The organism is Rhizobium sp. 05L429, from assembly GCF_056397645.1.
Map to the genome: position 1 here is coordinate 243,322 of NZ_JBFTNV010000005.1, position 21,688 is coordinate 265,009.

Genomic DNA, 21,688 nt, shown 5'->3' on the forward strand with positions numbered 1-21,688 from the left:
ACTTACCGCGTGAAGACATGCGCCTTGCCGGCGATATCGAGGCGAACGAGATCGCCTCGCGCCGGCAGCGCCACGCTTGATGTCTTGATAAGGATCGGCGGCAAGGCGACAGCCGCAAGCGACACGGCCACCGTGCAGGTGGCGCCGCCGAATTCCACATCCACGACACGCCCGCCATATTTCGCATTGGCCTCGTCGACGACGACGCGGATCTGTTCCGGCCGCAGCATGATTTCCGCCTTGCCCTGATGGCCTTCCTCGACCGGTACGCTGCCAAGCGCGCAATCTGCAAACCCGTTCTTGATGATCGCCGGCAGCATGACGGCATCGCCGAGAAAAAGCGCCGTCTCGCGATCACGCGGCTTGAGATAGAGCGTCTCTGGCGATCCGGCCTGCACCAGCCGCCCTTCGCGCAGCACGGCCACCTGATGGGCAAATGACAGCGCCTCGCCCTGATCGTGAGTGACGAGGATGGCCGTAATACCCGCCGCCTGCAGCACGCGGGCGACCGCCTTGCGCATATTTTCCCTGAGGCCCGTATCCAACGCCGAAAACGGTTCGTCAAGCAGCATGAGGCGCGGCCGGCGACCGAGCGCACGGGCAAGCGCCACACGCTGCTGCTGGCCGCCAGAAAGCTGGTGCGGACGACGATCCAGCATGCTGTTTTCGAGTTCCACCATTTCGAGGAGGTCACGAATACGTTTCTCGCGGTCCGGCGCGCCGCGCTCGAAACCGAAGCCGATATTCTCTGCGACGCTCAGGTGCGGGAAGAGCGCACCGTCCTGCGAGACGATGCCGATGCCGCGCTTGTGGGCCGGAACGCTCGCCGGTCCATCGGCAAGAACTTCGCCATTGAGCGTCACCCTTCCGACATCAGGTTGTTCAAAGCCCGCGATGATGCGCAGCAACGTCGTCTTGCCGGAACCGGACGGACCGACGACCGCCGTGCGTGTGCCCGCCTGTACTTCGAGCGAGATATCTTTCAAGGCCTGAACCGAGCCATAGCGCTTGCTGATAGTGTCGATGGTAAGCAGCGTCATTGGCCGGCAGTCCGTTTCGATTGGGCATAGAGCATGAGAGTAAGTGGCAGCGACAACACGACCATCATGAAGGCGTAAGGTGCTGCCGAGACATAATCGATCTCGCTGGTCAGCGACCAGAATTTCGTCGCCAGCGTATCGACGCCATTCGGCGACAGCATCAGCGTCGCCGTCAACTCGTTGGTGATGCCGAGCGCGGCAAGCGCCACGCTGGCCGCCGCACCTGGCGCGGCAAGCCGCATGGTGATCTGCCGGACCGCCTGTCCCGGCGTGCGGCCGAGCCCCATTGCCGCCCGCTCGAGCTCGACCGGCGCCTGAGCGATGCTGGCACGCAGGCCGACCATGGCGCGCGGCAGGAAGAGCAGCACATAGGCGACGAGCAGCGTTGCGAAAGTCTGGTAGAGCGGCAGGATCATACGGACTGTGATCGAGACCAGCGCCAGCGCCACGACGACGCCCGGCAACGAGCCGACATAATAGTGGCAGGCTTCAAGAATGCGCTGGAGACGTCCCGGCGCGCGCACCGATAGCCAGGCCATGGGCGCAGCGGCAATCGTCGTCAGCACGCCACCGGCAATGGCAAGCACGATCGTCTGCGCAAAAGCGCTCACCACTTCGATGCGCCAGATTTCTACACCGCCGAGATAGAGCCAGCGCCCAAGCGTGATCAGCGGCACGCCAAGCGTCAGCGCCGCGAGGACGACCGGCAACACGACGGCCGGCAACACGAACCAGCCGAGCCGGCGGCGATCGGCCGGACGCGCGGAACCGGAACCGACACGGGCATAGCGCTCATTGCCACGCAGCAGCACTTCGAGGCCAAGCAGGAACAGGCAGCAGGCGACGAGCACACCGCCGAGCATATTGGAGGCCGGGCTGTTGTAGGAAGACTGGAACTGGTCGACGATCGCGGTAGCGAACGTGTCGAACCGGATCATGACGAACAGACCATATTCCGAAAGCAGGTGCAGCGCGATCAGCAGCGAGCCGCCGCAAATGGCAAGGCGAAGCTGCGGTAGGACCGTGCGGAAGAAGACGCGCCAAGGCCCAAGGCCGAGCGAGGCGGCGGCATCCTCGATCGCCGGATCGAGCCTGCGGAGCGCCGCGGCAACCGGAAGGTACAGGAACGGATAATAGGCAAGCACGGAAACGAAGACACCGCTCTGCAGGCCGCGCATGCCTGGAAGAAGGCTGACCCAGGCGTAGGAATGCACAAAGGCCGGCACCGCGAGGGGTGCGATCGCCAGCCACGCCCAAAGTCTTGCAAAGGGGATATTTGTTCGCTCCGTCAGCCAGGCAAGCGTGACGGCAAGCGCGACAGACAGGGGAATAGTAAACGATTCCAAGAGGATCGTATTAACAAGAAGCTCGCCGACACGCGGTCGGAAGACTAGCGTCTTCACGACTTCCCAGCCGACATCATAGGTCACCCAGGCGATGAAGCCGAGTGGCACGAGGCTGAAGATCGCGACGATCGATGCGAGGAGGACGACGGAAGCGTTCGGCATGCGCCCGCGCGGCAAAACCGTTCGCGCGGCCCTTGGCGCTACCGGCGCCTTATTGCCGGATGCAAGCAATCTGTTGTCCTGCAGCAAGGCCGATGCCTTTACACGCTGAAAAAGGAAGGCAACCGCTTTTGAGAAGCGGTTGCCGGATTTCGTCATGCCCTAAGGTTTTCTTGAGCCAAAAGCAATAGTTTTAGCCGGAACAAGCCTGCGGCAGAAAGGTTTAAAGCGCGTCGCGATCTGTCAGATCCGCTTGCCGCGCTTTAAGTCCTTGTTCCGCGACTGTCGTTGACGAAAACCGCGGCACGCTTTTGCGCGACAGGCTTAGATGAGGCCTGCGGCCGTCATCAACTCCACGACCTTCCTGCTGTCGAGGGTCGAGGCTTCGACATCAGGCGCATTGAGGTCGGCAAGCGGCACCAGCTTGTCGTTGGAGGCAGCGTCCTTGCCGATGGCGTATTCATAGGAATCGCCATCCTTGAGGACGGTCTGGCCGGTCTTGCTGGTGATGTATTTCAGGAAAGCCTGAGCTTCCTTCATGTGCTGCGTGGACTTCAGGATACCGCCGCCGGACACGCTGACGAAGGCGCCTGGGTCCTGGTTCTTGAAGTAGTGAAGGCCGACATTCTTGCTGTTTTCGCCGGTCTTCGCCTGATCGCCGAACCAGTAATAGTGATAGATGATTGCGCCTTCGACTTCGCCGGCATTGACGGCCTTCATGGCGACGCTGTTGCCCTTATAGGGAGTGGCGTTGTCTTTGAGGCCCTTCAGCCATGCCTTGGTGGCATCTTCGCCCTTCAGCTGCAGGAAGGCGGCAACGATCGCCTGGAAGTCAGCGCCGGCAGGAGCGGCACCCCAGCGGCCCTTCCAGGCCGGGTCCTGGAGGTCGAGCATCGACTTCGGCAACTTATCTTCGGTCAGTTTGGTCTTGTCATAGGCAAAAACCGTGGTACGGGCGGCAATGCCGGTCCACATGCCGTCGGTCGGGCGATATCGTTCCGGAACCTGATCCAGCGTTTCCTTCTCGACCGGCGCGAAGAGGCCGGCGCCATCGACCAGCGTCATCGCCGGCGAATTTTCGGTCAGGAATACGTCTGCAGGCGAAGCATCGCCTTCCTGAATGATCTGGTTGGCAAACTGCATGTCGCTGCCCTGGCGCATGGTGACCTTGATGCCAGTCTCCTTGGTGAAGGCATCGATCCATTCGCGGCCGAGGCTTTCGTGCTGCGCATTGTAAACGACGATACCTTCGGCCTCCTGCGCATTGGCGCTGCCAGCGAGTGTAGTGGCAGCGAGAAGCGAAGCGGCAAGCGCGAACGCGCCGGAAAAACGGGTAAGAGCAATTTTCATGATGGCCTCCGTGACGATGTCACCCGAGTTCCCCAAGGGTGATGGCAGCCGTATATTTTTGTTGACTGATTACTTCAAGTTTCGCTGCCGAAAACGGCATCACATTATCTTGACTAAATCTTTCATCTTCGCGGGAATAAATCCAGATCTCGTCAAAAAAGGCGACGTCCGAGGACGCCGCCTTTTGCAATTTCAACCAGCCTCGCCTTATTCGACGTCGAACTTCACGCCCTGCGCCAGCGGCAGGGTCTTACCGTAGTTGATCGTGTTCGTGGCACGCCGCATATAGGCCTTCCAGGCATCCGAACCGGATTCGCGGCCACCGCCGGTTTCCTTCTCGCCGCCGAAGGCGCCGCCGATTTCAGCGCCGGACGGGCCGATGTTGACATTTGCAATGCCGCAATCCGAACCGCGCGAGGAGAGGAAAGTCTCGGCTTCGCGCATGTTGTTGGTGAAGATCGAGGAAGACAAGCCCTGCGGCACGGCGTTATGCAGCTCCAGCACGGCGTCGAAATCGCTGTACTTGATGACATAGAGGATCGGCGCGAAGGTCTCGTTCTCGACCGGGCCAGCCTGGGTGGACATTTCGACGAGCGCCGGGCGAACGTAGAAGGCTTCTGCCGAACCATTCTCGATGCGGTCGCCACCGACGATGGAGCCGCCTGCAGCCTTTGCCTGACCAAGCGCTGCCTGCATTTTCTCAAAAGCCTGCCCGTCGATCAGCGGGCCGACGAGCGTGCCGGTCTCCAGCGGATTGCCGATCGTCACCGAACCATAGGCCTTCTTCAATCGCGGCACGAGCTGGTCGTAAACACTCTCATGCACGAAGAGACGGCGCAGCGACGTGCAGCGCTGGCCGGCCGTGCCCATCGCCGCAAAGGCGACACCGCGCAGCGTCAGATCGAGATCGGCCGTCGGGCAGACGATCGCGGCGTTGTTGCCCCCGAGCTCCAGGATCGCGCGGGCAAAACGCTGCGACAGGCGCGGACCGACGGCGCGGCCCATGGCCGTGGAACCGGTCGCAGAAACGAGTGGGATCTTTGGATGGTCGACCAACACTTCGCCGATCTCGCGACCGCCGATCAGCAGCGTCGAGAGATTTGCCGGCGCCTTGCCGCCTTCAGCGACGAAACGCTTCAGCGCCTTTTCGAACAGCGCCTGAACGGCAAGCCCCGTCAGCGGTGTCTTTTCCGAGGGCTTCCAGACGGTGGAATTGCCGCAGACGATGGCGAGCGCCGCATTCCACGACCAGACAGCCACCGGGAAGTTGAAGGCCGATATGATGCCGATGGCGCCGAGCGGATGCCAGCTTTCCATCATCCTGTGTTCGGCACGCTCGGTGGCGATCGTCAGGCCGTAAAGCTGGCGGGAAAGGCCGACTGCAAAATCGCAGATATCGATCATTTCTTGCACTTCGCCGAGGCCTTCGGAGGTGATCTTGCCGACTTCGATCGAGACCAGCCGGCCGAGTGCCACCTTGGAGGCACGCAACTCTTCACCGAGCAGGCGGATCAACTCACCACGCTTCGGCGCCGGAACCGCTCGCCATTCGAGGAAGGCCTGATGCGCCGCGTCGATCGCCGCCTTGGCGTCCGAGACGGAATGCTCTTTCAGTTTGCCGATTTCCTTGCCCGTAATCGGCGAGGAGACGGAGAGCGTTCCGCCCGTATAGCTCCCGGCATCAACGCCGAGATCGGCGAGCAGCTTGGCGGTTTCGGTGGCGAGATCGAGGACGGCGATGGTCATATCTTGGTTCCAGTCTTGTTGTTCTCAGAAACGGGCATCGGCGAAATGGGCGACCTGAGCGCCGGCTTCGTACCATAATTCCTTGAGCGTGCGGAAGCTCGTCTCGCGGGGATCGGTCAGAGGCAGAGGCAGGTCCGCCTCGCCGACCCGGCCGAGGATATGCTCTGCCAATGTGCGGCCGAACACCGTGCCGGGCGCGATGCCGCGGCCATTATAGCCTGAAAAGCCGATGACATTGGGAGCGAATTTGTGGAAGCGCGGCAGCGCATTGTCGGTCATGCCGATCTGGCCGTACCATTCGCACTCGAATTCGACATCGCCGATCTCAGGGAAAAGCCGCTTCAGCGAGCGCTTCGCCCAGCCCTTGTGGATGGAAAGGCCGGTATTGCGCAGCGCTCCGACACTGCCGAAGACCAGACGACCAGCCTGATCCATGCGGAAGGAGGAGAGGATCTCCTTCGTGTCCCACACACCCTCGCGATTGGGCAGGATCGATTGACGCAGATTATGGCCGAGCGGCACGGTGGCGAAATTGAAATAGGGTAGAAACACCTGCTCGTTGCGAACCTGCTCCCAGGGGCCGGTGCTGTAGGCATCGGTCGCCACGATGATCCAGTCAGCGGTGATTTGCCCCCGCGCCGTCTTCACCACCCAGCGGCTGCCTTGCTTCTCCGTCGCAATCACCGGGCTCGCCGTGTGCAGCACGACGCCCGCCTGTTGCGCGGCATGGGCAAGCCCGCGCGCATAGGCGAGCGGCTGCAGCGTGCCGGCCCGCATATCGAGCAGCGATCCGCTATAGGCGTTTGTGCCGATGCGTTTTGCCGTCTCATCCGCATCGAGCAGCGTGACGGCCGCGCCGCGCGCCGACCACTGTTTGTAGCGTTCCTCGACTTCCTTCAATCCGTCAGGGCCGACGGCACAATGCAGGGTGCCCTGCTTCTCAAGCTCGCAGGCGATGCCATGCTTTTCGATCAGCGCCATCACCAGCTGCGGCGCATTGCCGAGCAGATCGAGTAGCCGCTCACCATAGACAGATCCAAGCACACCGGGCAGATCATCAGGCATGACCCACATGCCTGCATTGATAAGGCCGACATTGCGGCCTGCTCCACCAAAACCGATGTCCTTCGCCTCCAGGAGCACGACTCGCGACCCGGCCTCGGCTAAATGCAGGCCGGAGGACAGGCCCGTATAGCCGCCGCCGACGATGACGACATCGGCCTCGGCAGCGCCTTCCAGCGCAGACGTAACAGGCGGCTGGGGAGCAGTCTTTTCCCACAGGCCGTGGGAGCGCGGATCATTGAGCATCGGACAGTCCAGTCAGGATCGAAATCGGCACTCTAGCGCCGCCTCCGCGCTTGCGGAAGCGGCCAAATATCAGGCCACTGTCTTCAGCGTCAGGTCGCAAAGGCCTAACTTTACCATGGCAAGATCGAGCGATGCAGCCTGCCGCTCGGCGTAAAGTGCGAGCTCGTCCTGCACGTCAACGCCAAGCGCTTCCTCGAAGGCAACACGGTTCGATCGCGTCGCATAATTCTGCTGTTGGTCCGTACCGAGATTCGATTGGAAGATACCAGCCGCGCTGACGGGCAGGAAATCCTCGTAGATAACCGGATCGAAGTGCAGATACCCTTTGGCGATCAATGCTTCCGGATCAGACGGCAAATGCCCTCTGGCCGCAATGCCGGCAGGAGTTGCGGAATAGTGGAAAAAGGCCAGCCCTTCGCGCCGCAGCTCATCCCAATTATCCGGCAACGCCTTGAACCGTTCGGCAAGCTCAGAATCATAATCGCCAGCCTTGGCGCCGGCTGCGCCGACCTGCACTTCGCCGCGCACAGAGGCAAGCAGCTTATCATAGAGCGCCCGGCCCTTGGCCGTCAGCGCCACGCCGCGCTGTTCGATCTCGCCGAAGCGGGCCGTGTGCGTGCCCGATATTGCCCCAGCAGCACCCGTGAAGGCGATCGGCTCCTCAAGCGCCTTGAAGCTCGTCTGCCGCAGCAGGATATCGCAATCTCGCCGCGGAGGGCCTTCGATGACAGCCTTAGGTGTGATGCCGCGCGCGGGCATGCGCCGCTGCACTTCGTCAATATCGAGCGTGCGCGGTGTCAGGTGATTGATATGCGGACCCTTGAAACTGACGACGTCAGCAATGAGGCGATGCGTATCATGCAGCCGCTTGTAGGTCCCCGCACTGACCGTCGCCTCGCCATGCCAGCGAAAGGTTTCCAGCGCTTCGGCAACAAATTCCGAAGCTTCCGGCTCCGTCAGACCGCCGGCCTTCTCGTGCTGTTCGATGAGAGCGATGGCACGAGGTGTGTAGATGCGCCGTTTGGCGAGGATTGCAGCAACTTCCGCACGCAAATCTTCATCTTCGATCAGCTCCAAGCGTAGAAGTGAGGTGAAAACGCGAAACGGGTTGACGTTCAACGCCGCCTCATCGACCGGCCGAAAGCAGGTGGAATGTACGGGAACGCCGGCGACCGAAAGATCGTAGTAACCGACCGACTGCATGCCCATGACGGCAAAGAGCCGGCGGATCGTGAATAGCTCTTCGGCCGTTCCGAGACGGATCGCGCCATGACGCTCGACATCGATACGTTCCAGCTCTCCCGCACGCCGAAGCCGCTCGCTGAGTTCCTGGTCTCTCGCGAGGACTTCGGCGTTGACCTCCTCCACAAGCTCGATCAGCGTCCCGTATTGAGGCACCTCCGTCCGGTACATCTGCGACATGGCTTCGGTGAAAAGCGAACGGATGTGGTCCGTGGAGACGAAAGGGACGGGCATGAAGGAACTCCGCGTTCATTCCGATTTTGCAGGATGAAATTCTTTACAATCCAGCTTGAGCCATGAATATCGACGTTTCGGAAATAGCCCATTCTGAAACGGAATGATCATGCTCGCACCAAGACGGTTTTTGCCCTCGATCTCCCATCTCGCCGCCTTCGAGGCAGTAGCCCGCACTGGCAGCGTGACGGCGGCGGCCCGCGAACTCGACCTGACGCAGAGCGCCGTCAGCCGCCAGGTCAAGGCACTGGAGGAACACCTCGGTGTCGAGCTTTTCCTGCGCGAGCGGCAAACCGTGCGCCTTACAATCGCCGGTGATGCCTATGCTCGAGAAATTCGCGAAGCGCTGCGGCGCATCTCCAGCGCCTCGCTGAACCTGCGCGCCAACCCGCATGGTGGCACGCTGAACCTCGCCATCCTGCCGACCTTCGGTACACGCTGGCTGGCACCGCGCCTCGGCCACTTCCTTGCCGCCAATCCGGGCGTCACGATCAATCTCGCTACCCGGCTTTCCCCCTTCGATTTCCGCCTTGATTCCATCGATGCCGCCATCCATTTCGGTCATCCGCATTGGCCCGGCGCGGAACTCGCCTTCCTGATGTCGGAGCACACGCTGCCCGCCTGCAGTCCAGACTTCCTCAAACGCAATGCGATCACCCGACCGGAAGACCTCCTGACGGTGCCTCTCTTGCATCTGACGACCCGGCCCGACGCCTGGGAACGCTGGTTTGCCGATAGCGGCGTCGACTTCGAAAGCGTGCACGGCATGTTGTTCGACCAGTTCGCCACGGCAGCGCAGGCAGCAATCGCCGGCCTCGGTGTCGCCCTGCTGCCAACCTTCCTCATGCAGGAGGAATTGAAACGCGGCGATCTCATTGCCGCCGTTGACAGGGAGATGGAAAGCCGCGAGCGCTACTATCTCGCCTTCCCACCGGAGCGTGCCGATTACGCGCCGCTTGCCGCCTTCCGCGACTGGATCGTCTCCGAGGCCGGTTCGGATCCGGACACGTAAGGAAGGCTTGCATCGCAGCAGCGGTTTCGACCATTATGCGCGCCATCAGAATTCGACGCAGGAAATTCCCATGAAGCCGATCTTCGTCCAGCTCCAGTGCGCCCCAGGCAAGACCTATGAGGTCGCTGACGCCATCTACAAGACCGAACTGGTCTCGGAGCTCTATTCGACATCAGGCAATTACGACCTGCTGCTCAAGGTCTACATCGAGGAAGGCCAGGATATCGGCAAGTTCATCAACGACAACATCGCCAATATCCCCGGCATCATCCGTTCTCTGACGACATTGACCTTCAAGGCGTTCTGACGCGATTAACCCTTCTGTTAACAAAGCCGGCTGTAGTGCGCCCGCATATACCGCACATTAACGGCCGGCATGGCTGATCCTTCCCACGAAGAATAGGTGGGAAATGTCCGTCTCCATGATCGAGACCTTTGAGAACAGGGCGCAGCCGCAGGCGGCGCCCCTCATCGTGCATGTGGTGCGCCAGTTCCTGCCAAACCGTGGCGGGATGGAAGATGTGGTTGCCAATCTGGCTCGCCAGACGCTGAAGCGCGGATATCGCGTTCGCGTCGTCACGCTTGATTCCCTTTTCACCGCACCCGAAAAGAAGCTTCCGCTACGTGAAATCATCGACGGCATCGAGGTGGTGCGCATCCCCTGGTCCGGCAGTAGCCGCTATCCGGTAGCACCGCAGGTGTTCCGCCATATCGGCGATGCCGACCTCATTCATGTCCATGCGATCGACTTCTTCTTCGATGCACTCGCCTGGGGCAGGCTCCTGCATCGCAAACCCATGGTCGTGACGACCCATGGCGGCTTCTTTCACACCAAGAAATTTCTTGTCATCAAGAAGGTTTGGTTCAGCACGCTGACACGGCTCTCGGCGATGGCCTACCGGCAGGTCGTGTGCTGCAGCGCGTCCGACCTCAGCCAGTTCATTCGGATCGTTCCTGACGGCATCACCATCGAAAACGGCGCCGATATCGGCAAATTTGCCGATATCGGCTCGCGCGCACCCGAACGTCGCATCGTCACGATCGGGCGTTTCTCCGTGAACAAGCGGCTCGATAACCTGCTGAATGCTGGGGCCGCCCTCGTCAGACGCAATCCCGATTGGCATCTCGATATTGTCGGCGCCGAATCCGATCTCAATGCCGCCGATCTCAAGCGTGAAATCGCCGAGAGATCGCTGGAGAAGTCTGTCACCCTCAGCATCTCGCCTGACAACCAGGCGATCCGCGACATCATTGCCAAAGCATCCCTCTTCGCTTCCGCTTCGGAATACGAAGGTTTCGGGCTTGTCGCCCTGGAAGCGATGAGCGCCGGCCTACTGCCGGTTCTCAACGCCAATGAGGCCTATCGCGCGCTGGCTGGAAGGCATGAGGCAATTGCCCTCGCCGACTTCACGAAACCGGACGCGGCCGCGGATGTGATCGAAGAAGCTTACCGGAAAGTCGCTGCCGAGGGTGCGGTCCTGCGGGAAAGCCTCATCGAAGCCACCCAGGCCTATTCGTGGGATGCTGTGGCAGGGCGCTACATCGACCTCTACCGGTCGATCGGCATTATCGCCTAGAGAAATTCAAGCAAAAGCGAACAGCAGTTTTGCATCCGGAATTGTGGGAACACGAGGCGACGGAGCATTTCGTGTTTCAACGAAAACGAAAATGCTCCAGAAAATCAGGAGATTCTCAGGCCTTCGCCAGCCGGACGATCTCGTCCAGCACCAGCTTGCGCGATTCCGGCGGCGTTAGGTTGTGATCGGCATCCTGCAGCATCACCACTCGCACATTGGGGTGCCGGGTAAATTTGTGCCCGCGCGGACCGAAGTGGAAATACATGTGGTCGAGACCGACATCGCCTTCACTGTAGATCAGGGTCAGCGGCACCTTGCGCTTGCCGAGCGCGGCAAAGGACTGGCGCACTTGCCGTGCGATATGACGGCGGCCCGGAATGAGTTCGACAAGCGGCGCGATGCGCGGCGAAAGCCGGCGGCCGATCGCGATGAAGATATTCTGCAACGCCGCAAAGACATCGACCTCGCCGCGGAACAGTCGCCTGACCGTGTCGAGCCGCATCATCCGCTGACCGTAGTCGTCGACGCTGCGCGGAACGGAGACGACATGCTCGCGCCGCACCGGCATCTCGGGATCCCAGTAGTAGACGAAGGGATTGATGGAAACGATCGCTTTCAGGCGTTCGTCCTCGATGCCCGCACGCAGGGCCACATAGCCGCCACTGCAGCGACCCGCGACCATGATCGGGCCCGCGACGAAGCTTTCCAAGAGATCCAGCGAGGCGAGCGCATCTTCCGTCTGCGTCGCCGAATAGAGAACCTGTTCCGGCGCATCCGGGCGGGGAACGCTGTCGCCGACATTGGCGGAATCGAAGCGCAGTGAAACGACGCCCTGGCGAGCCAGTTCACGCGCCATATCGACAGTCGTACGACCCCAACCGGCGTGCCGATCATAGGCCGTCGACATGAAGAGCACGGCATTGCCTTTGATCTCGCCCTGCGGGCGACTGATGACGCCGATGAGATGCTGGAATGCGCCGAAACGAACCGGAATTTCCTCAAAACCATCACCCGCGAGCGGTTGGTTTTCGACCATCTGCGGAGAATGAGTGGCGGATGCTTCTGGCGAGGTCGTCTCGACAAGCCATTCGGCGAGCAGGTCGATGACTGCCATCGGCGTCTTCGCAAAGAGCGGGTTCGTGACCAGCTCGTCATAACCTTCGAAAACGCGCTGCTCGACATTGCCGCCGAGCGCCTTCAGTGCGTCAGCAAACCCCGTATCGTCGACGCGAACCGGGCGTTCGAGGATGAGGTAATTCGGCGCTGCCAGGTCCTGCGGTGAGCTGATATTGAGTTTGCCGATTTCCGCAGCAATTGCGTCGGGCAAAGACAGACCGGCGATCTGGACCTGTGCGCTCGGCGCATGCTCCTTGCTGAGACCAAGGTCGGCATGGATGATGCGCGACCACATGTTGATTTCGCGCAGATGCCCCCTGCCGCTCAGAATAGGCGCAAGCAGCACGACGCTGTCGACGCCCTCGATTGTATGGCCGGTCAGATGAGCAAGCGTGCCACCGAGACCCTGGCCGACAAGAATGATCTGCGAGCAACCACTGAGCGCCTTCAGCTTTCCAGCCGCCGCGCGGATAGAATTCTTCCAGATTTCCAGGCTCGGTGTGTGATCACCAAAATCCAGAGCGTCACCCGTACCCGTATAGTCGAAACGCAGGCTCGGGACGCCGATATCGGCAAAATGCTCTGCCGCCACACGGTAGAATTTCCGCGTGCACATTTCCTCGAAACCCCAGGGACTGACGAAGAGAACGGCAGCCGAACGTTTTGTAACGTCAGCCTTTTCAGGCATGAAGAGACCGATCGTGCCATCGAAGACAACGGGAAGAGCAGCAGCACGGCCGGCGCCTTCTGCCGGTTCGCGCGAGAATTCTTCGTTGACCGGCTTCTTCTGTTCCCCTTCGGGGGTCGGCGCGGTGATGAAATCAACCGCGCGCCTTGCCGGTCCCTTCAACAGCGCCGGGATCTTGTCGAGGATCGAGCGCAGCACCTGGATATCCTCGGCCGGAACGGCACGGAAGACCTTAAGCGCAGCAAAATAGGCAAATGTGCCGGCAATGATCGCGACGACAAGGCCAACAGGCCCCTGGAAGATCTCGAGCGCGGTAATTGCGCCGCAAGCGCACAATACCGCCGCAAGCGTGATTTTCGTAAGGCTGAGATAAAGCCCCGAAAGCTGAGCTCCGAATCCCGTTTGTCTGACCATCATTACCGACATCGCAACAAATACGGCTATGCGCACAAGCGCGGCACCCTCAGCGGCCAGCCTAGGTACGATGAGTAAACAACCCACTACCATCAGGAGGCCACCTATCACACTGATTTTCAACCGTACATTGGCCTTGTCGATCGAAAGCAGGTACAGGCTGAGAACCTGCATCAAAGTGTACGCCGGCGCCACAAGCGCAAGCAGGGCAACAACCCCGCCGCTTCGATCGAAGGCTTCGCCGAATACCACATGCACCAGTTCACTGGAGATCGCGGCAAGCCCGAGGCTCATCGGCAGCACGATATAGGCCATGCTGCGGATGACTGCAGCGAAGGCCTCGACCGGGAATTTCGCATCGGCGCTGGCATGGCGCCGTTCCGAATAATAGGGCAGCAGGCTGCCGCTCATCTGGATGGGAAGCTGCAGCGCGATATTGGCGATGGACAGGCCGGCAGCATAGAAACCAACCATTTCCACCGACCAGAACTGCTGCAGGAAAAGCAGCTCGATACGGTTGAGGAAGATCGAATCGATGATGAATTGCATCGACAGGATGACCGACGATGACGCCAGATATTTGAGCGAGACGCCGCAGCGGTCACGGCGGGTAGAGAGGATCGGCAAGGTCGCGACGAAAAGCACGAACTGGCCGAGCGCATAGCCGACCAGCACGCCCAGCACCCCATAAAAAACCGCGCCGATCGCCACGCCCACTAGCTGGAAGACCGAGACGATCAGCGTCAGCCGAAAGAAGGTGCCGAGCCGCTTCTCGCCGATAAGGTAGAATTTGACGAAGGAGCCGATTGCCTGAACGAAGAAAAGGATACCGGTGACCAGCGCCACCGACGGCGCGGTATCGGCCCAGTGCATCTCCTCCGAGGTCAGGAAGAACATGGCATAGAGCCCCAGCAACACGAGCGTGGAGCAAACCATGAATGTGACGAGGATCGAGGCAAATCCCCTGCGCTGCTCAAGGCTGTAGCCCTGCGCCGAGAGTTGCGGCAGCGTCTTCAGAAGCGTGATGCTGGAGCCGAGTTCGGCAATCGAGGCGCCGGTGACGACGAGCCAGAGCGAGAAGGCAACAATGCCATTGGCCTCAGGTCCGAGCAGGCGTGCGGTTATGATCGAGGAAGCAAACCCCGTCACCAGAAGCAGCATGCCCGCCGCCGCATTCATCATCGAGTTTGCAATAATGCCCTTCGACATCGATCCATCCGTTGCACGCCGCATCGCGGCCAAAAACAAGCCATCTCTAAATTGGAAATGTTAAAATAAAGGGGAGTGACGCCCTCAGCTTAGCTCACCTGCATCGCCGAAAGCCTTGAAAGCGCCTTGTCATAGCTGTGCTCGGCAAGATGGCGCATCAGATAGTCCCTGGCCCCCTCCGCCTTCCGCCTCGCACCATCTGTATCCGAATGGATGCTCTTCAGATGCGCTGCCGCTGCCGCCGGCGAAGGATCGGCCCAGACTGCATCCTTGAGATCTGCAAATTCCGGATGGCTATCGACGACGGGAATGAGCGACGGCTCGACCAGCCAGGTATTATCGGGGTCACAAAAGTCTGCAGTGCCCGACCAGCCGGTCGAGACGACAGGCGTGCGATGCATAATCGCCTCGGCGACCGTCAGGCCGAAACCCTCGGAACGATGCAGGGAAAGATAGGCGTTGGAATCGCGGATAATGCCGTTGATCTCCGAACTCGTCAGATTGTCGGTAACGATCCTGATATTAGGATCGCCTTCGACGGACTGCATGACTGCTCGAAGCGTCTCGTCCCTTGCCGGATTGCCACTCGCCTTCATCAGGAGAAAGGCATTGGGGCATTCAGCGCTGAACAGCCTGAAGGCCTCGATCGTGCCCTGCGGGTTCTTGCGGTTGATCGAGGAACCGGCACTGAAGATGAACGACACGAAGAAGGCGTCATCGGCGATCCCGAACTTCCGCCGGATGCCTTCAGCCGCCGGGCGCTCGGTTACTGGATGCGGCACGACGATGACAGGTGCGGTCGTATGCGGCGCGATCGCCCGTCTCGTGAATTCCGAGGGAACGAAGACGGCGTTCATATAGTGCACGGCATTGCGCCATTCCGCTGGTACCACTTCGAGCTCCCAGGCCCAGTAGCCGATGTTGAAGGTGCGGGTGAAATTACCGAGCCCCTTCTTCAGGATCGCGCGCGGCAGCATGGGCGGATTGAGATGCCATATGCGGCTTCCCGGCTGACCGTCGGAGAGATTCGCCGGTGCCCATTCCACCAGCTTGTCTTCGTCCGGATGGGTGCTGACGTCAGCAAGCATGATCTCTCTACCCGCCTTCGAGAGTGCGGCAGCGCAAAGCCTTGCGGATTCCCCGACGCCTGCAGCCATCGACAGATAGCCGACGATCTCGACAGGTCGGCGCGGATTGAAGGCAAGGCGCGATTTGACGATGAGGCGCTGCAGCAGATGCCCGCGCACGCTCCGATAGACGCCCCGCAAAGCCTCTTCCGCCTGCACTCTGATCGTCATGACCGCTCCCTGGTCCTTAAAGCGCGAAACGGCGCGAGGCGCCGACGCTCCTGATTTCACCGGTCGGCAGCGCTTCTCCATCGGTGCCCGCAGCGGCAATGAGCTTCACCCGCTTGGCCGGACCCGGCGCCAGATGGAACCAGTCCTCTTCCGCTCGATAGCCTTCGACATCGATGTGCACCGACTGCGCCAGCCTGTCGGTCGCAAGCGTGATGAACCAGTCGTCGCCCTCGCGCATGAAGGACGCTTCGATCGTCGCGTCGTGGAAGGCTTTCGGCCGCCCGCGAGGAAAATGGAAAGCTTGCGCCAGGAGCCCGCCGTCCATCGTCGACCGCAGCCAGCCGACGCTCACATCATGTGACGGCGCGCCAAAACGGAAGGCATAGGCCGCATCGAAGAAGCCGCCGAAAAGGTCGGTGCAGGCGATGCGCTCCACGCTTCTGGGGTCAAGGTTGAAGGCCTTGCTGCCGCTTGCCACCTGCTGGCGCCCATCGCGCAGGCAGGCGACATCGAGTTCGAGAGCGACCACCTTGTCCGTTTCATTGATAACGTGAGCGTAAAGCCCGTTCGTCCCTTCATCAGTGAAGACGACCTGGACAGGACGGAAGGCGCGGCGCATTGCGTACCAGACGGGCTTCGGCTCGCCGGTGGAATCGATCACACCCCAGCCAGCCCCTGGCAACAGATCCTGCAGGGTCCAGACGAGCGCGCCATTGCAGGACGATCCCTTGCGCCGCCATTCGGCAAAGGTTTCCTCCAGCACCTCACCCGTCACAGCACGCGAAAGATCGAGATAGCGTTCAGGGTCTTCGCGGCGGAGCCTGGCCGGGTCGAGATCGTAAAGAAGCCCGAGATAGAAATCGCGCACATCCTCGAAATCCCAGGAGGCACCGCGGTCGCGCGGGACCCGCTCTTTCCAGAGCGGACTGTGAACCGATGGCACATCGAGATGCCGCTGTAGCATCCTCTGCTGCGGCACATGGGCAAATGCCAGGCTCTCGGCCGCGAAACGGACCTCGGCACGTCGCGCATCATCGAGCGGCCGCATATAGGCTCCGACGCCGTAATAGTGCGTAACGCCGGCGTTCGGCGAGAAGGGCATCGCTCCGCCATAGGGCGAATTCGGCACATAGGGGACATCCGGGCGCACGCGCTGGCAGATTGCCGGGATGATCTCGTCGGTGATCGGCCCGCTCCAGAAATCCGAGGGGAGGCCGAACATCGCGGCCTGCTGGTGGATTTCACTGCCGCCGCAGAGCACGGCAAGCGAGGGCGAGAGCTGCACTCCGTGCAGGAATTCCTCCACCTCGGCATGCACATGGCCGATAAACGCCTTGTCATTCTTCGGATAGTCGAAATTGGCGAACATGAAGTCCTGCCAGACCAACAGGCCGAGCTCGTCGCAGAGCGCGAAGAAATCAGGTGTCTCGTAGGCCATGGTTCCGCCGATGCGGATCATGTTCATGCCGGCCTCGGCCGCAAGCCGCAGGAAGGGTTCGTAATCGGCCCGCTCGCCCGGTAGCCGTGCAATATCGGCTGTCGTCCACACCGCGCCCCGGCAGAAGACCCGCTCGCCATTGACGAGAAGCGCGAAATCGCTGCCGTCAGCGCCATGGTTGGCCTCGATCCGCCGGAAACCCGTTTTGCCCAGCGAGTGTTCTTCGCCGTCGAGGATCAGCGTCACGTCATAGAGATGTGGCACACCATGCGTGTGCGGCCACCATGCCTCGACTTCGGGCAGTTTGAGGATCGCCGAATAATGCCGGTCGCCGATCTTCTCAAAACCCTGTTCGACGCCAGCGCAGCGCAGCAGCATCACAGGCTCTTCGCCATCGGTATAAAGGGAAACGCTGAGCCGCCCCGCCCGGTTTTCCTCGAGCATGGCGCGTACCGAGACATTGTCGACCGCAGCCACTCCTCGCCGCACGAGCGAAATCGGACGCCATGGCCCCACGGCATGGATCTCCGGACACCAGCCGGGCATATGCCCGAGCAACGTGTTGCGGACATTCTTCAGCCCCTGCGGCGTAATCATCTGCGGCCGCCAGCGAGCACGCGGTCCGGGTTCCGCAAGGCGAGGGCCAAGCGCCCGGAAGCAAAGCGCCAGTTCATCACCGCCTGTCAGCGTCACCGGCATTTCGTGCGCAGTAAACATGCTCTCGGAAGAGAGGATTTCCTGGCCGTTGAGAAAAACATGGCAGATCGTCGCCAGCCCCTCAAAACGCAGGATCGCCTCACCCGGCTCCGTATCGAACAGGCGGGTCAGATACCAGGCGTCCTTGGTGTTCAGAGCCCGCGGATTTTCGCGGTCGAAGAGACCAGCCCTTTCGAGCGCGGCCGCGACCGTGCCCGGAACGGGCGCTGGAATGAACTGTGCGGAAAGGTGAATATCATGGGGTGTCGCGCAGGCATCAGGCTCGGTCAGAACCAGATTCCACCCTTCGGAAAGCAAGCTTTCCTCAGCTCCGATGCTTGCTAACCGCCCCCGCATGGTCAGATCTCCGGCTTCAGACTCGCTCCACAAGCGATGCCATCATCGAATCCCATGCATCGGCTGCCGGATCAAGTGCCGCTTTCAATGGCTCGAACTTGTGGCGGGTGACCGCGCGGGCAAGCTGGAACTGAACCGACTTCGCCCCTTCCGAGATGCGGCGCGCCTCCTCAGCGGCAACACCAAACTCGCCGGCTGAAAGCCAGGTCAGATGATCGGCAGCAAGTTCGAAATTCGCACCCACCTGCCGCAGCGTGTTGAAGGCATATTTGTGGAAGAAGCCGAAGGGCCGATCGGCCACTGCTTCGACCTGCAGCGGAAAGACCTCGGCAAAAGCGCGGATCGGGTTGGCGCTCGGGCGGCGACGAAAATGGAAAGCAAGGAGACGCCGGGAAACCTCGCGCAGATGCGCTTCGCCGACAGGGCGTTCCGGGAACTTGACGAATTCCGTATAGGGCAGGAACGGCGCATCCTCGTCCGTCAGATGGGATTGGAACAGCCCGTCGAAATCCTCGCCTTCGATGCGGAAATAACCGGCATTGTGGAAGTAGTCGACGCGCTTGCCGGCAAAATCCAGCCGGTTGATCGCGACCGTGGTCTTGCCATGCTCCTGCCGGTAGGCGGTGCCGCGCGTATCCGGCATGTAGAAGGAATCCATTTCGATGAGGCAGAGCCGCCCGCGGGCTGTCTGCACCTCGATATGCCGCTCGATACGGTCGTAGATCGCAAGCTCGGTGGCGCGGATGCCGTAGAGCGCTTCGAGATCCTCCAACGGCACCTTGAAGAAGGTGAACTGGTCGCCCTCGAAATCCTGCGTCAGCGTAAAACCGAGCATGGCTTCCGGCGCAACGCCGAAGGTCGAGAGAACCTCGATCCAGAGATCGATATAGCAATTGGTCTCCGGCCATATGCGCTCGTTGGAATGCAGCGCATGCGGCTTGTAGGCATCAGGGTCGATACCCGCAAAGACCGATGTCATCGTGCCGCTCAGCCCCACAGGACTTTCCGCACACTTGCCGGCCATTCCTTGACGTCGAGACCGTGGTGATGGAAGAGCGCGAGCGCGATGCGCTCCAGGCCGAAGCCGACGCAGGCGGTATGGGCGACGCTGCCGTCTTCGAGGTTCAGGCCCCACTTCACGCCGAAGGAGTCCTGATGGTAGTTGAAGCTCATGCAAGCCGTCGGATTTGCCGCCGAGGTGATCGGGATCAAGAGTTCGAACTTCAGGTTCTGGTCACGCTGGTTATTGACCATCATTTTGCCGGCACGGCCGAAAAAGGGGTCGTTGGCAACATCGATCGTAACGTCGAGCCCGACCTGCTTCATCATTTCAAGGCCGCGATCCATCCAGCTCTGGCGGAAATCGGTCACATGTTGCTCGGTGCCCATGCAGACATATTCGCGCATGCGAAAGAGCTGCTGACGAGCCGGATCCTTGGAAGGCTCATGGCGGAAACAATAGGATTGCAGATCGAAGAGGCCGCCCTTGGCAGGCAGGTTGCCGCGCTTGGCAACAGTCGGATAGAGCGGATAGCAGGCTGCCGGCGTCAGCACGATATCGGTCGCCTTCTGGTCCTTCGTCCAGTCCTCGCCGACTTCCATGCACTGCAACAGGCTCATATGGTCGAGCTCGCTGCCGCAGAAGCTGTGCACCGTGCCGGCGAGCTGCGGAAAGCTCTTCATGTACCCGCTCTTTTCGAAGAGTGCGCGGTTCATGCCAGGCGGAAAACGCATCGCCTCGGCGCCATCGGCGCCGCCAAACTTATCGATCAGCCGTTCAAAGGCGGCGATAACGTCTTCGAACTGACCACTGCGGCCGTAAAGACCGTCAACGCCGGTATCGATCAGCAGACCGGACTCGAAGAGCCGGTCCAGAAACGAGGTCTGCATATCCATGGCTTTACCCCAGTAGGCTAGTGTCCTGCTTATGGACAAGAAGCATGCTCGACGTATTGCCGAGGATGCGGTCGTTCGAGATCATGAGTTGCGCGGAATGGGCATCGCGCAGATGGCGTCCGAGGCTAAAGGGCGTACCGTTCTTGTAGCCCATGATGCCGCAGATCAGCATGGTATGATTGACGATTTCCAGGATCGTTTCGGAAGAAGCGATCTTCACGTTGTTCATTGCAACGGCAAAACCCATCGAAGAAAGCTTGTCGCCGTCAGCCTTGGCGTCTTCATAGGCCTTGAGGCCGGCAACGACGTTCGACTTCACCATCTGCAGAAGGTTGGAGACCTCCGCGAGGCGAAGCGCGCCGGGCGGCGTGGCATCGGGAGACTTGCGGGCGGCGGCACGCACGAATGCTTGAGCGCGGGAAACGGCGTCAACCGCGATGCCGTACCAGACACCGCTCCAGAGCAGGTGTGAAGATGCCAGCATCGACTGTGCAGCGATTTCAGCAAAAGGCTTCGGCAGGATCTGTACAGCCGGCGCCTCGCCCTTGAACAGGAAGCCGTCGGAGCAAGTGCCGCGCATGCCGAGTGTATTCCAGACATGCGTCTTTTCGATCGTGTACTGGTCTTTCAGGAAAGCTGTCAGCACCTGATCGGAAGAGGCGGCCTGCGAATGGCTGCGCGAGGTGATGAGAATGGCGTCGGCATGCGAACCGTAGGAAATGACGGTTGCGTCCTTTTCCAGCCGGCAGGTATCACCGTCGATTTCGATCGCGCAGATGCTGTTGCGCAGATTGCCGCCGATCCCGCCCTCGGTGGTGGCGGAGGCGATGAGGAGCTGTTCGGCGACTATGCGGCGCATGAAGGCGCTATGCCATTCGCTGTCAACGCCATGTTCGACAAGGCTTGAAAGCTTGATCTGGTGCATGGCGAAGACCATCGCGCTTGCCGCGCAGGCCTGACCGAGCACCGAGCACAATTCGGCGATATCGGTAATGGAAGCGGCCTCGCCGCCGAGATGGCGGGGAATCTGGATGCCGAACAGACGCTCGGCCTTCATCGCGTTTACGGCTTCCTGCGGGAACCGGCCCTCAAAATCGACGGCATCCGCATGCCTTGCCGCAATTTCGGCGACGCGAGCAGCCCTTGCGACGAGGCTGTCTTCCGTGATCTTGACCGGGAAGTTCATCAGGCGACCTTTCGGCTATCCTGAATGAGATCGACCGTCTTGGCGATCGCTGAAATGCTGGAAAAGGACTTGCGGTTCAGGAGATTATCCGGAAATTCGATGTCGAATGCCTCTTCGATGCCGAGCATGAGCTGCACCGAGGCGAAGGACGTCAGACCCGCGGTGTAGAGATCCGCATCATCGGCAACCTGATCAATCGAAACAGGAAGCTTACCGAATTTGGCTACGAGGTCGCGGATTGTCTTGTTCATCCCATTAACTCCAGATTTTCATGATCCTGAGCCGGCATTCATCGCCTTTTCATGGGAGTGCTTTTAGTGCGGAAAACAGAACATTCCGCTAATGTTATTAGTTAAATATAACTATCGCCCATACT

At 60.6% G+C, this 21,688-nt stretch carries 17 protein-coding genes; 3 read left to right on the forward strand and 14 right to left on the reverse strand.

What is annotated here, in order from left to right; all coding sequences use genetic code 11:
* Positions 1-2: 2 nt before the first annotated feature.
* The 7 genes from AC1DNW_RS07425 to hglS all read right to left on the reverse strand — a co-directional run bounded on the left by AC1DNW_RS07425 (position 3) and on the right by hglS (position 8,425).
* Complete coding sequence (locus AC1DNW_RS07425) at positions 3-1,040, reverse strand: ABC transporter ATP-binding protein (protein ID WP_113299572.1); 1,038 nt, start codon at positions 1,038-1,040, stop codon at positions 3-5.
* The gene (locus AC1DNW_RS07430) at positions 1,037-2,704 is read right to left on the reverse strand and encodes an ABC transporter permease (RefSeq protein ID WP_113308673.1); all 1,668 of its coding nucleotides are present in this window, start codon (positions 2,702-2,704) and stop codon (positions 1,037-1,039) included. Before AC1DNW_RS07430 ends, AC1DNW_RS07425 begins: the two co-directional genes overlap by 4 nt.
* Positions 2,705-2,869: 165 nt before the next feature.
* Positions 2,870-3,895, reverse strand: a complete 1,026-nt coding sequence (locus AC1DNW_RS07435; protein WP_113308672.1) for an iron ABC transporter substrate-binding protein — start codon at positions 3,893-3,895, stop codon at positions 2,870-2,872.
* A 19-nt stretch (positions 3,896-3,914) separates the two neighbouring features.
* Positions 3,915-4,091: a hypothetical protein gene (locus tag AC1DNW_RS07440; protein ID WP_162747193.1), complete on the reverse strand. Its 177-nt coding sequence runs from the start codon at positions 4,089-4,091 to the stop codon at positions 3,915-3,917.
* An 11-nt stretch (positions 4,092-4,102) separates the two neighbouring features.
* The gene (gene amaB, locus AC1DNW_RS07445) at positions 4,103-5,641 is read right to left on the reverse strand and encodes an L-piperidine-6-carboxylate dehydrogenase (RefSeq protein ID WP_113308671.1); all 1,539 of its coding nucleotides are present in this window, start codon (positions 5,639-5,641) and stop codon (positions 4,103-4,105) included.
* Between the two features lie 24 nt (positions 5,642-5,665).
* Positions 5,666-6,949, reverse strand: a complete 1,284-nt coding sequence (locus tag AC1DNW_RS07450; protein WP_113308670.1) for an NAD(P)/FAD-dependent oxidoreductase — start codon at positions 6,947-6,949, stop codon at positions 5,666-5,668.
* Between the two features lie 69 nt (positions 6,950-7,018).
* The gene (hglS, locus tag AC1DNW_RS07455; RefSeq protein WP_113308669.1) at positions 7,019-8,425 is read right to left on the reverse strand and encodes a 2-oxoadipate dioxygenase/decarboxylase HglS; all 1,407 of its coding nucleotides are present in this window, start codon (positions 8,423-8,425) and stop codon (positions 7,019-7,021) included.
* 103 nt (positions 8,426-8,528) lie between these two features.
* Here hglS and AC1DNW_RS07460 point away from each other — a divergent pair, with 103 nt between their 5' ends.
* The 3 genes from AC1DNW_RS07460 (at position 8,529) to AC1DNW_RS07470 (ending at position 11,014) form a co-directional block, all read left to right on the forward strand.
* Positions 8,529-9,437: a LysR family transcriptional regulator gene (locus AC1DNW_RS07460; RefSeq protein ID WP_113308668.1), complete on the forward strand. Its 909-nt coding sequence runs from the start codon at positions 8,529-8,531 to the stop codon at positions 9,435-9,437.
* 70 nt (positions 9,438-9,507) lie between these two features.
* Positions 9,508-9,744, forward strand: a complete 237-nt coding sequence (locus AC1DNW_RS07465) for an Lrp/AsnC ligand binding domain-containing protein (RefSeq protein WP_113299657.1) — start codon at positions 9,508-9,510, stop codon at positions 9,742-9,744.
* A gap of 103 nt (positions 9,745-9,847) precedes the next feature.
* Positions 9,848-11,014 (forward strand): glycosyltransferase family 4 protein, encoded by a 1,167-nt coding sequence (locus AC1DNW_RS07470; RefSeq protein ID WP_113308667.1) that lies wholly within the window; start codon positions 9,848-9,850, stop codon positions 11,012-11,014.
* 115 nt (positions 11,015-11,129) lie between these two features.
* On the opposite strand, the gene AC1DNW_RS07475 is transcribed toward AC1DNW_RS07470, so the two are convergent.
* The 7 genes from AC1DNW_RS07475 to AC1DNW_RS07505 form a co-directional block, all read right to left on the reverse strand.
* Entirely contained in the window at positions 11,130-14,441 is a 3,312-nt protein-coding gene (locus AC1DNW_RS07475) for an oligosaccharide flippase family protein (RefSeq protein ID WP_113308666.1), read from the reverse strand.
* An 89-nt stretch (positions 14,442-14,530) separates the two neighbouring features.
* Positions 14,531-15,709 (reverse strand): glycosyltransferase family 4 protein, encoded by a 1,179-nt coding sequence (locus AC1DNW_RS07480; protein WP_113308725.1) that lies wholly within the window; start codon positions 15,707-15,709, stop codon positions 14,531-14,533.
* Positions 15,710-15,755: 46 nt separating this feature from the next.
* The gene (locus tag AC1DNW_RS07485; protein ID WP_113308665.1) at positions 15,756-18,230 is read right to left on the reverse strand and encodes a glycoside hydrolase family 2 protein; all 2,475 of its coding nucleotides are present in this window, start codon (positions 18,228-18,230) and stop codon (positions 15,756-15,758) included.
* Positions 18,231-18,246: 16 nt separating this feature from the next.
* The gene (locus AC1DNW_RS07490; protein WP_113308726.1) at positions 18,247-19,209 is read right to left on the reverse strand and encodes a DUF1839 family protein; all 963 of its coding nucleotides are present in this window, start codon (positions 19,207-19,209) and stop codon (positions 18,247-18,249) included.
* Positions 19,210-19,217: 8 nt separating this feature from the next.
* Positions 19,218-20,126 (reverse strand): amino acid--[acyl-carrier-protein] ligase, encoded by a 909-nt coding sequence (locus AC1DNW_RS07495; RefSeq protein ID WP_113299561.1) that lies wholly within the window; start codon positions 20,124-20,126, stop codon positions 19,218-19,220.
* A gap of 4 nt (positions 20,127-20,130) precedes the next feature.
* On the reverse strand, positions 20,131-21,312 hold the full coding sequence (locus tag AC1DNW_RS07500; protein ID WP_113308664.1) for an acyl-CoA dehydrogenase family protein: 1,182 nt from the start codon (positions 21,310-21,312) through the stop codon (positions 20,131-20,133).
* Entirely contained in the window at positions 21,312-21,563 is a 252-nt protein-coding gene (locus AC1DNW_RS07505) for an acyl carrier protein (protein ID WP_113299559.1), read from the reverse strand. The genes AC1DNW_RS07500 and AC1DNW_RS07505 overlap by 1 nt, the downstream gene beginning before the upstream one ends.
* Positions 21,564-21,688: the final 125 nt, after the last annotated feature.